This window comes from Clostridium sp. CMCC3677 (genome assembly GCF_023845585.1).
In the GTDB taxonomy this organism is placed as follows: Bacteria; Bacillota; Clostridia; order Clostridiales; family Clostridiaceae; genus Clostridium; species Clostridium aquiflavi.
Genome location: NZ_JAMQHS010000007.1, coordinates 126,630 through 138,930 on the forward strand (window position 1 = coordinate 126,630; position 12,301 = coordinate 138,930).

8 protein-coding genes are annotated in these 12,301 nt (G+C 25.0%); 1 reads left to right on the forward strand and 7 read right to left on the reverse strand.

All coding sequences use genetic code 11. The annotated features are described in order from the left end of the window. Window positions 1-252: 252 nt before the first annotated feature. From NG901_RS10370 to NG901_RS10385, 4 genes are all read right to left on the reverse strand, one after another. Window positions 253-2,994, reverse strand: a complete 2,742-nt coding sequence (locus tag NG901_RS10370) for a sigma-54-dependent transcriptional regulator (protein ID WP_252214230.1) — start codon at window positions 2,992-2,994, stop codon at window positions 253-255. Between the two features lie 318 nt (window positions 2,995-3,312). Beyond that, window positions 3,313-4,659, reverse strand: a complete 1,347-nt coding sequence (locus NG901_RS10375; RefSeq protein WP_252214232.1) for a 6-phospho-beta-glucosidase — start codon at window positions 4,657-4,659, stop codon at window positions 3,313-3,315. Window positions 4,660-4,797: 138 nt separating this feature from the next. Next, on the reverse strand, window positions 4,798-5,379 hold the full coding sequence (locus NG901_RS10380) for a nucleotidyltransferase family protein (protein ID WP_252214234.1): 582 nt from the start codon (window positions 5,377-5,379) through the stop codon (window positions 4,798-4,800). 436 nt (window positions 5,380-5,815) lie between these two features. Beyond that, the gene (locus NG901_RS10385) at window positions 5,816-6,523 is read right to left on the reverse strand and encodes a TraX family protein (RefSeq protein WP_252214236.1); all 708 of its coding nucleotides are present in this window, start codon (window positions 6,521-6,523) and stop codon (window positions 5,816-5,818) included. A gap of 245 nt (window positions 6,524-6,768) precedes the next feature. Here NG901_RS10385 and NG901_RS10390 point away from each other — a divergent pair, with 245 nt between their 5' ends. Continuing rightward, entirely contained in the window at window positions 6,769-6,951 is a 183-nt protein-coding gene (locus NG901_RS10390; protein WP_252214238.1) for a hypothetical protein, read from the forward strand. Window positions 6,952-7,174: 223 nt separating this feature from the next. On the opposite strand, the gene NG901_RS10395 is transcribed toward NG901_RS10390, so the two are convergent. From NG901_RS10395 to NG901_RS17245, 3 genes are all read right to left on the reverse strand, one after another. Further along, window positions 7,175-9,535, reverse strand: a complete 2,361-nt coding sequence (locus NG901_RS10395; protein WP_252214240.1) for an EAL domain-containing protein — start codon at window positions 9,533-9,535, stop codon at window positions 7,175-7,177. Window positions 9,536-9,742: 207 nt separating this feature from the next. Beyond that, on the reverse strand, window positions 9,743-10,429 hold the full coding sequence (locus tag NG901_RS10400) for a hypothetical protein (RefSeq protein WP_252214242.1): 687 nt from the start codon (window positions 10,427-10,429) through the stop codon (window positions 9,743-9,745). Window positions 10,430-10,679: 250 nt separating this feature from the next. After that, window positions 10,680-12,173, reverse strand: a complete 1,494-nt coding sequence (locus NG901_RS17245; RefSeq protein WP_252214244.1) for a methyl-accepting chemotaxis protein — start codon at window positions 12,171-12,173, stop codon at window positions 10,680-10,682. Window positions 12,174-12,301 lie beyond the last annotated feature (128 nt).

The window sequence follows — 12,301 nt, forward strand, 5'->3', positions numbered from 1 at the left end:
ACAGTTTTAAAACATATTCATTCTTGTTTATTATTTTTACCTTACACCTATATACTAAGCAATAACCATGCCAAAATTTATATTAAAGAAATTTTTCTTTAAAATCATGTTTTTCCTATGTTTATAGTCTATTCTCATATTGTAAAAATCTCAAAAAAAGTGTGTAAAATCAATTACACACTTTCTTATTTTTACACTCTATATAAAGTTAACTCCTTATATCACAATCTACAGTTAAGTTATAACTAATATTTACACTATATTTTCTACAACCATTCTAACTATATAAGCTAATTCATCATCACCAATTTCAATATTATAATTATTTTCTAAAATGCCTAAACTTTTTCTAATAATCAAAAACTCCTTTAAATACTTGTATCTATATTCTTCTAATTCATTAAACTTAGTCTGATTCATTCCATGTTTTAGTTTGTCTATAAGAAAGCTTATATGAATTAGAATTCCAATTTGTATATCATGTTGAATTTTAACATTCAAACTTTCTTCTATATCTCTTATAATATTTCTAATGTCACTAATTAAAGCCATACAATTAATTTCTGTTATTTCATTTTCTAATGCTTTTCTTACTTTTAAGAAATTACTCTCTATTTCAATTAAATCATCTAATTGCTTTACTCCATATTCCATAAAAACATCCTGTGCAGATACAAATGGTACTCCTTCAATAAATATATTTACAGTTCCAACCACAGCTAATATTATATATTTTTCTTTCAATGTACTTACCTTTTTTAAGAAATCTTCTTTATCTAATATATCAATAGAAATAATGCTAACCTTTTCTATGTTTTTCAAACTACAACTTATTCTTGTTTTTATTCTTTCCGCTGCACCTTCTCCTGTAAAACAAGTTGTAATTATTATAAATTCTTTATGGTGGCTATAATATTCCTTAGACATTTGTATTGAAGTTCTTCCTATTTCTTGACATGAACTATAAATAGAATCTAAACTTCTTCCATTTATTGCTTTCCTTCCTGCCTCTATAACAGTTAATGTTGTTACCATGTCCACTGTCTTAACTTTAATACCTAATTCATCACTAATGATACTTCCAAAATTAATCAATGATCCCATATCCACCAATATTAATAATCCTTTTTTAGTATTCATTTCTTTAATTTTTTCTTTAGCCTTTTTAAACATAACCTCTGCCTTCATTGTTAACGGCATATCTAATGATTGTATATATTCTTCCCCTATAAGTATATTAGCTACTTCAGTAATGCTGCTGGCCGTACTTCTTCCATGCATCATAACAAGGACACTAACTTTTTCTTCTACGTATTCACGAGCTTCATCATCACATGCAGATAAAAACATAGTTACATATCCAATCTCATCTAAAGGAACATCTACATTAAATTCTTTTTCAATAATTTTAACTATCTCCATGGCTACATTGAATTCTTCTCTATATTGAACTCTAATAATATTAAGTTTAGGATGATATATCTTTTTTCCACAAGTAATTCTCTCAATACTCCCTTGTAAATGTAGTGAAAGTCCAAAATAAACTCTTTGATTAAATTCTCTGTTTAATCTTTTAGAAGCTATAGATAACATATTTTCAACAACTCTTATTATTTTTAATCCAACAATCTTAGAAATTTCTTCTTTTTTTAAATTTGTATTTATTGTATTTATATACTTTTTAAAATACTCTTCAAAATCAATATTTAAAATATTATTAATACTTTCTTCATCAATTCCTTGATTCTTTAATAATTCTACCTTATTTTCTATAATTGAATAAAAGCTCTTATTTTTAACATTATTAGATTCACCAAATTCTAATTCAAAATTTCTTTGAAAATTATCTTTACTTGAAAATCTTAAAATATCAGTAATATTTTTAACTATAACCTCTATTTCTTCCCTATGTTCTTGAATTTTCATTATTCCTTTTTGAACTCTAGGCTGTAATTCTTTTTGATCTACTAAAATATAATTGCTCTTATTTATTTTATAATTTAAAAATGCCTTAGCACACGAAAGTTGAACATCACTTTTTAATTGTCCTATATTGTTAGGACAATCATATAGCAAAAAGGATATTATTGAATTTTTACTTACATATATACTTTTACCAAGTCTTAATGATTCCGCTATTATAAATTCACTTAACAGCCTATATCTTTCTTCTAGCATTCTCTCTCTAAGTGGTGGTAATACTATTGTCATTGGAATTCTTCTAGTAAATGTCTTTAATAAAAATGATTCAGGTGATTCTGTGGTTGCTGCTATAATTTGTACTTCTGCTCTTATTTTCTTTTCTGTATCACCTAAAGCTCTAAAATATCCTTTATCAATAAAAGTAAATAGCATTTCTTGTCCTTGTGGAGACAATCTATGTATCTCATCCAAGAAAAATATTCCACCATCTGCTTTTTTTAATAAACCTTCTTTATCACTATCAGCACCAGTAAATGCTCCTTTTTTTATTCCAAATATTTGCCCAATAACTAATTGAGGGTTATCAGCATAATCTGCACAATTAAACCTGACAAATGGTGCATCATTCAATATCATATTAGACTCTTTTGCAAAGTAATACATAACTTCAGCAAATAATGATTTTCCAACACCAGTTTCACCTAATATTAAAGTGTGAAGTCCTCTAGGTGGATATAATATAGCTGCTTTTGCTTGTTGTATTGGCAATTTTAGTGAATGTTTTGAACCAACAAGCATCTCTAAACTATCTTTTTTATTAACTGTTCGCTCTTTACTATTTTCGCTTAAATTATTATTTTGTTTTATTTTTATACTACTATATACAACTGGTCTTCCATCCTTTTTATCCAATCTTTTATCTTTATACAGTTCATTTAGATATCTACTTACATTAGTACGATCTAATTTCATATATAAACTTAATTGAGTAGCTGTTACTCCTTTTTCACTTTTACTTTCAAGCTCTAGTAGTTTTTTCATAACCTCTTCTTTTCTAGTTATGTTAACCATTATAATCCCCCCTTCCTATATAAAAGTTAGTTTCTTAATATTAGACTTTATTTTAATATAATCCCTATATTAATACACAAAATTGAACAAAATACTTGACTTCATACATAAAAAACTATTCAAAATGTTTTTTATTCTGAATAGTTTTTCATTGTCAATTAAACAAAACATGTTATCTATAAGCTTTTATACAATCTAACTATGCTCTGTACTATACATAATCCTTACAGACTCATTGATAACAAATTTATAACCATTAGTTTTTATAAGCTCTATCTAAATATAATAATTATGCTTGTACTAAAATACCACTAGTTCTTAAAGTATAGCGTCTCCTTTAAATTGAGGTAAATACTTTTTATGTGCTAAAAGTAATTCATCTAATACTGTCTTTGCAACATTACCACTTGGAACTAATGGATTTATTATAAAAGCTTGTAATGCTTTATTATAATCACCACTAATTGCTGCTAAAATGGTTTCTTGTTCCATAGATTTCATTAATTGAAGCATTCCCCTTGATGATGCATCTAATTGTCCAAAACATATTGGTTCTGGACCATGTGATGTTATTATACTTGAAACTTCTGCAACAGAATCATATGGAAGATCTATAATTGCTCCTTTGTTTAAAGTGCTCACCACCATAATATTTCTTTTATCGTTAAATATTGAACTTATAACTTCACATGCTGAATCGCTATAATAAGCTCCACCTCTTTTAGTTAATTGTTCTGGTTTATAATCTAAATTAACATCTTTGTATAATTCAAACAATTCCTCTTCTGTTTTTTTAACAACCTCAGCTCTTGTTTCTCCCTTTGAAAAACCTTCCAGTTCTTCATTTAGCATATCATCTGTAGCATAATAGTAATTATGGTATGGACACGGTAATAATCCTAAATCTTTTATTTGTTCATATATAAATTTTGATTCTTTAATATTTGCTACTACCGCTTCATTATTTGAATTTTCATTAATTGGATTATATAATAATTCTATTAATTCTTTTGTTCTTTCATTTCCACAACTATCCCATACCCTATGATAGTGAAAATGATTTATTCCTCCAAACTTAAAAAATAAATCTTCTTCTTCAAGTTCTAATGCTTTACTATCTTGTTTTATACAATTGATTGGAACATTACATAATCCTATAGTTTTATTCCATTCTCCATATTTAATAGCTGCTTCAGTTATCATACCTGCTGGATTTGTAAAATTTATAAGCCATGCATTTGGACATAATTCTTTTATATCTTCAATTATTTCTAAAATAACTGGAATTGTCCTAAAGGCTTTAAACATTCCACCTGCACCATTGGTTTCTTGTCCCATTAGTCCATGGCTTAAAGGAATTCTTTCATCCTTTATTCTCGCATCCAAAAGGCCTACTCTAAATTGAGTTGTTACAAAGTCAGCATCCTTTAATGCCTCTCTTCTATTTAAAGTTAAATTAATTTTCCAATTTAATTTAGCTGCCTTAATCATTCTTTTAGCCATAGCACCAACAATTTCTAGTTTTTCTTTTCCATCTTCAATATCTACAAGCCAAATTTCTTTAATTGGAAGTTCATTACTACGCTTTATAAATCCTTCAATTAATTCAGGAGTATAACTTGAACCCCCTCCAATAGTAACTATTTTTATTTCTTTTTTATCCATATTTTTAACCTCCATAAAAATTATTTGTTAAACAATATGAATATGTTTACACAATTGCTGAATTAGCATTTTAAAACATAAAATACTACTATTTATTTAAAATATTTTGTAAGGTATATTTTTAATCATTCATTAAATTCAGCAATCTTTTAGTAAAACTGTATGTATTATTAAAATTAATGTTTTTTTAATTTTATTTCTAACTTCATCAGGCAATTCACACTTTAATGTTCTTTCTAATAATCCCTTATTTTTTATTCCATTTGATATTAGATAGTCCTCTATGAAATTCACTTTTTTCTCTCTATTTGGAATTAACTGATATATAACGTACCAATCCTCTAAAGAAGTTAATGGTATATTTACTCCATTTATATTCTTAAATTCTGAAATTGACTTATTATCAAAAGTATATTTAAATACTCCACCATTATAGTTAATGTTTAATCCAGCCATGACATCAATATCAATTCCATTCACAACATATTCATAAAAGTATTTTGTAGAATATGTCTTTGACTCTTTTCTTTCTTTCTTTTCTCCAATACTTTTTAAAATTTTATCGACTCTTTCAATATCATTTGTGTCTACTAAAACATCAATATCATTAGGATGATCTGCAAGTCCATAACTATTTAATAAAATAGATGCTCCTACAGCCCACACTACTCCACTATCATTTAATTTTTCTCCTATGTAACTTAAAGTCTTAAAAATCATTGTCCACCTCATAAGTTGATTTTTTTATTGTTAATCTCTTATTATTATATTAATAATATCTTTTTATATATACAAAGCAAAGGAGTTATTGAAATAATAATACATAGCCATAATGCATATAAGTTTCTCCCCCTATGTATCTTAAATTCTTCTATATTATAATATCTTTTGTTAAATTATAACATATTTATCTGTTTGTGTTATAATTTAGCAAAAGATTAAATTTATATTTAGGAGTAATAATTATGAAATTTAATGCTACTTATATTAAACTTTCACGTGGTAATTTAATATAATAAAAAAAGAACTCCTTGCTTATAATGATTAAGCAAAGAATTTTTTTATCTGTATTAACTTAATTAAACTAATATTTATTTTTAGAATTTTAAATTAAATTTCCTATTTTATAAACTTCATATTAAAATACAAACATAATCTAAAATAGCAATCCTCTACTTATTAAAACTATAATAATTAGATGAATGGGATAAATTACATAAAACATCCATTTACTAAATTTATTACGCAAACCTAATTTTCCATTATACATAAGTATTAATATTATTGAAAATACCATCATCCATTGATAATCCCAAATAAATATTGATTCCATAAAATATTCTCCAAGACTTAATGATGATAAAATAGGTGATATACTAAATAGTATATATGCTATGGACATTAATATCTTCTTTTCTTTTAAGAAATAAAATATTAATGTCATTCCCAAACCATATACAGATGCTTCTGTAAAAATCATCAATATTCCAATTACCACACTACACAATATTCCAATCCAATAATCCTTACCTTCTTGTTTACACTTTTTAGTGTACTCTATCATATTCATAAGCGCTACTGCTAATCCTAATGATAAAAATATATTGTTATGGATATTAAATGTAATATCAACAAAAATCATTATAATTCCAAATACAAATAGTCTTTTCATATAACTAATTCTACTCTTAGTCTTAAAAAATCCTTCTACTATTAAATAAAAGAATACTGGTGCTGCAAGTTTTCCTAAATATCCAAACCATATAGGAATATTTACTCCACTTACTGGTCCCATATAAGTATAAATGTGATCTAATATCATAAATATTAAAGCTATTACTTTTAATTGAAATGAGTTAAACATAAATCATCTTCTCCTTTGTTATATTCTACATAAATTATTCTATACTAACTTAATAGAATCACATATTTAAATATCTTTCATTTACATTACATTTTTGTAAGATAAATTTCTATTAAATCTGCATATATTTCTATTAATTGCTCATATTCTAAAATATATCTTATTATTTTTGGATTTTAGTCATTGAATACCTGAAAGATGAATATATATTTAATAAATTATAATTAGAGAGGATTTATTATATTATGAGTAAACATTGTTTTAATTTTGATAATTTAACCGATAAGTTAGTTCACATTTTATATGTAGCAAAAGTAGAAAATGCTTTAGGATTAGTTATTGTTGAGTTAATAAACTATTATGGAGAAAATACTGTTAAAGACTGTATCAATATATGTAAAAGCCGATATCCTTATATATTTAATTAAATCTCTTCCTTATAATAAAATTAAATCCTCTCATATAATATATAAAAATTTGGGCTACATCTTAAAAATATGAAATATTCTTAAGATGTAGCCCGCATTCGTAATTTTAATTAATAACCTGCCATTTCATTATACACTTTTTAACTAACCACGTACAATAGTATATTTATAAAATATTTGCTTATTATAGTTATACAACAAAATTTTAAGTTGTATGGTAAATTTATGATTCAAGTTCTAATAATTTAAATGCTTTTTCTTCCTCTACTGGTTTAGAAAATAAAAATCCTTGAACATAATCTACATTCATTTTATTTAATTTTGCTAATTGTTCTTCTGTTTCTACGCCTTCAGCTACTATTGGTAAATTTAAAGAATGAGCTGATGCAATAATTAATCTTAAAAGCTTTATATATTCTTTTTTTACATTCATTCCGCTAATAAAACTCTTATCTATCTTTATTAATGATAAAGGCATATTTACAATATAATTAAGAGATGAATAGCCTGTACCAAAATCATCTAAACTAATTATAATTCCCATATCCTTTAATTCTTTAATCTTCATTATATTTTCTTCTATATTTTTAACTAATATTGTTTCTGTTATTTCTATTCCAATACAATTAATAGATACACCGGTCTTATTAATTATTGATTTTACCTTTTTTATAAAATCTTTTTCCATTATTTGAATAGCAGATATGTTTATTGAAACTACTATCTTCGCTTTTCTATTTACATTTATTTTTTTTGCAAATTTACAAGCTTCACGCATTATATAATAGCCCATATCTATTATTAAGTTTGTGCTTTCCATAACTTCTATTATTTTTATAACAGGAACACTAGCATATTTTTTACTTTGCCATCTAAATAACGCTTCAAATCCTTTTAGTTTTCTATCTATTGTATACTGTGGTTGATAAAATACCTTTACTTCATTTTTGGCTATTGCATACTTTAAATCTTTTTCTATATTTAAAGTTAAGTTTTTTTCTGCTTCTAATTCTTTAGTATATGTCATAAATCTATTTTTACCTAATTCTTTAGATTTGTACATTGCAAGGTCTACCTTTACAAGCAACCTATTTATATCTGATATATTATCTCCCATTGCAATACCTATACTAACAGAAAAATCATGCTCTTTATACAAACGTATTTTTTCTAATATTTTTTCAGCTTGATTACTTATAACATCTTCATTTTCTACATCTTTAAAAACAATCAAAAATTCATCTCCGCCAAATCTACATATAAAAGCATCGTTACAGATTTCCTTAAGTTCATTTGCTACATGTACAATTACTTTATCACCAAAGTTGTGACCATAATAATCATTAATATCTTTAAAGTTATCAATATCTATAAGCATCATACCTATTTTACTATAATCATTTTCATCTTTCATATAATCATATAATGCAGTTCTATTTGATATTTGAGTTAAAGCATCTGTAAAAGCTTGTTTCTTTATTTTTCTTTGTGCTTCTTTAATCTCTGTAATATCTATAAGAGCACTAGTGATACCAATAACCTTATTTCCTATATCAAAAACTGGAGTTTTATATATTTCTACATTTCTAATTTCACCTTTAATTTTAATATCAGACTCAAATTTTCTAGTCTCTTTGGATTCCATTACTTCATTATTTTCATCATGAATATTTTCTACAACATCTTCTCCAAAAAATTCATGTGGGACTTTTCCTATTAATTCATCTATGTTTACATTAAAATAATCTGAAAATTTATTGTTTCCATTAACGTATCTTGCTTTCGTATCAGTTAACCATACTGGAAATGGTAAATTATTCATGAGTATTTGTAATTTTGCATCTTTATTTTTTAAATCAGTAATATCTCTTGCAATACCTATAGTACCTATTACTTCATCAAATTCATTTAATACTGGTGCCTTATACATGTTAAATTGCTTAAATCCCTTCGCTCCAGGAATTATCTCATCAAAAACTACTTGTGTTCTTTTATTCATTACTTCTAAATCAAACTGTCTACACCTATCTCCTACCATTCCACTCCATACATAATGATCACCTTTACCTTTTATTTGCTTCATGGTTTTTCCACTATGTTCCATGAATTCATTGTTTACCTTAATATAATTACTGTCTTTGTCCTTAAACCAAGCCATAAAAGGAGTGTTATTTAATAATGCATCAAACTGAATATCTTTTATCTTAGAATTTGTTTCTGCTTTCATTAACTTAATTTGATTACTAATTCTTAAATCTATTTCTTCAAAGCTAAATGGTTTTAATATATAATCATCTGCTCCAATTTTTATGTACTCTTTTAAACTCTCAATATTCTCTTTATCTATACATATTATAATTCCTAATTTAACTTTTAAAAATTCATTCTTTAGTTTTTTTATAGTTCTAATAACTTCTTCATTACCTACATTAGTGTCTATTATTATTAAATTTTCATCTAACTTAATAACTTCATCTATGCTTTCATGTATTGAAAATTCAAATTTATTATTTTTAGCTTTATTAGATACTTCTAAAAATTTTTTTGCATTACTAGAGATTATAACTAGTTGCCTTTTATCCATCCGTGAATTGCCTCCTAATATATCCTATAATCAGTAGTATAGCATAATGAAATAAAATATTCCTTAATATCTTGTTTTTTCTTACTCTATAATAAAAATATTGGCTATGTTTTATAGTAGAGTGTTGATATATACATAAGTAAAATGGACTGAGTAATTGAACTTCTCCTAACCAGTTATTTTTTGCTAATTACTTTGAAATTTTCTTTAATCTATTATATTGTTAATCTTTTCTGCTTCATATTCAGCATTATCATTTATTTCATTTGATATTGTAGATATTGAATTAGATATCTCACTAGTTTTATTTAATAAGATTGCATCCAATTTATCTGCTAACTCCCTACTTTCTAAAAACTTTTTATCTACTACTTCAATTAATTTTCTATTCCAGATAGTAATACAGTAAATTAAAATTGTGATTCCATTTAAAATAACAAAAAAATTTAACATATTTGAGTATGAAAAATTTTCCCCTAAAAGACTTCTAGGATTAAACAAAAATAAGATTGCAATGCATATATCTAAAACAAATGCATCTATAATTAATACTTTTTTACTAAAATATAATGCACCACATACAATACCTGCTTCAAAAACTAATGCATCCGATGCAGTAGTTTGTTCATTAAAGTTTGCAAATAAAAGATATCCAAAATTTGAGAGTATTATACTTAAGCTAAAAGATATAGCTTTTATGAAATCATTTATATTTGAAAAAAATATTATAATTGAAACTATTATTGTTATTATGAATGGTAATAAATCATTAATACGTAGTTTAAAATTAAGCATTGACATAGTAGTTAAACTCATAAGTAAACTTATAACAATTATAGTTATATAATTTACTTTATGTATAATTTTAATATCAAAACTCCAATCGTTTTCCATTTTAATACATCTCCTAATCAAATTAATTTCCAATTCCATTATATATTATCGATATTAATACATTTAACTTTAGTAATCGTTGTCATTTTTGTTTATATTTTGAATATATTAATACATTAATTTATTGAAATTAACAAAAATGCATACTAATTTACAGTATGCATTTTAACTTGTATTTAAAATATTAAATTTCTTTTTCACTAAATAAATGTTAACGTACTGCTTTCTCTCTATGTTTTTTAATTACTATCTATCTAGAAGAAAGTTTCTTTAAATTTTTACTTAATTCGCTAATTTCTTCTATAGATAAAGTCATTGAGTTAATTTTCTTGCTTTGCTCATTGATTGTTCTATCAATTTCTTCTGTAGATGCTGAATGTTCTTCAGTAATACTTCCTATCCCTTCAATCTCTATTTTTATAGGTATAAAATTATCCACTACATTTTTAATAAGAGTATGTTCTTCTCCTATATACTCATTCATTGTTTTAAAATATTCTTCAATGTTATTGAAAGAACTACACACATCATTAACAACTTTAATTCCATCATCTGCTGAAGTGTTTCCTTCAGAAACCTTAACAACTGCATCATTAGTAATTAAATTTATTTCAGTAATTATTTCATAAATATTTTTTACTATCTTAGTACTTTGATCAGCAAGTTCTTTAACTTCTTCTGCAACTATAGCAAATCCCTTTCCATGTTCTCCAGCTCTAGCTGCTTCAATGCTTGCATTTAATGATAATAAATTAGTTTGAGATGAAATCTCATAAATACTATTAATTTCAGAATTTATTTTATCAATGCTATTTTTTAGAGTGTTAACTGTATCCAAAGATATTTCTACAGCTGATTTAATTGTCTCCATAGTACTATTCATAGAATTGATTTTTTCTGATCCATCTTTAACATTATCATTCATCTCATTTGCTATCATAGATATTGAATTAGATATGTCACTAGTTTTATTCAATGAATCAGTTGAGTTATTTATTCTTAAGTTTATATCTGACATACTCCTTACTATTTCTTGAACTCCAATATTTATTTGTTCCATAGACTCATTTATATCTTTACTAGTACCATTAACAAGTTTAATATCTTCAGAAAAATTTTCGATGTTACCATCTAAGTCATTAGTAACACTTTTAATATTTAATAACAGTTCATCTAATTTATCTATTAAATTTTTACTTTCTGAAGATTTTTTATTTGCTGCTTCAATAAGCTGTCCCCCCCAAATAGTAAGACAATAGATTAAAATTATAATTCCATTTAAAATTACAAAAAAATTTAGCATATTAGAATATGAAAAACTTTTTCCTAAAATACTTCCTGGATTAACCCAAAATAATATTGCAATACATATATCCAAAATAAGTGCATTAGTAACCAATAATTTTTTGCTAAAATATAATGCTGCACATACTATTCCTGCTACAAAAACTAATGTATCAGAAGCTATGGTTTGTTCATTAAAATTCGCAGATAAAAAATACCCAAAATTTGAAAGTATTATAGCTAAACTAAATGCTATAGCTTTTATCATATCCTTTATATTCGCAAAGTATATGATAGTTGAACCTATTAATATTATTATGAATGGTAATAAGTCTTCCATACTTACTTTAAAGTTAAGCATTGACATAGTAGTTACACTCATAAGTAAACATATAACAATTATAGTTATATAATTTACCTTATGTATCTTTTTTACATCGAACCCCCAGTTATTTCCCACCTTATACATCTCCTTCTTATATCTAGTGTACTAAAATTTTATAGTATCTTGTAAATTAGATTCTTTATTAAATTAAATTGCAATTTCATTATATATTATCGATATTAATCTATTTTGCTTTAATAAGA

Coding starts and splice junctions, on each gene's coding strand:
- NG901_RS10370 (WP_252214230.1), bottom strand. CDS start 2,994: ATGGTTAACATAACTAGAAAAGAAGAGGTTATGAAAAAACTACTAGAG.
- NG901_RS10375 (WP_252214232.1), bottom strand. CDS start 4,659: ATGGATAAAAAAGAAATAAAAATAGTTACTATTGGAGGGGGTTCAAGT.
- NG901_RS10380 (WP_252214234.1), bottom strand. CDS start 5,379: ATGATTTTTAAGACTTTAAGTTACATAGGAGAAAAATTAAATGATAGT.
- NG901_RS10385 (WP_252214236.1), bottom strand. CDS start 6,523: ATGTTTAACTCATTTCAATTAAAAGTAATAGCTTTAATATTTATGATA.
- NG901_RS10390 (WP_252214238.1), top strand. CDS start 6,769: ATGAGTAAACATTGTTTTAATTTTGATAATTTAACCGATAAGTTAGTT.
- NG901_RS10395 (WP_252214240.1), bottom strand. CDS start 9,535: ATGGATAAAAGGCAACTAGTTATAATCTCTAGTAATGCAAAAAAATTT.
- NG901_RS10400 (WP_252214242.1), bottom strand. CDS start 10,429: ATGGAAAACGATTGGAGTTTTGATATTAAAATTATACATAAAGTAAAT.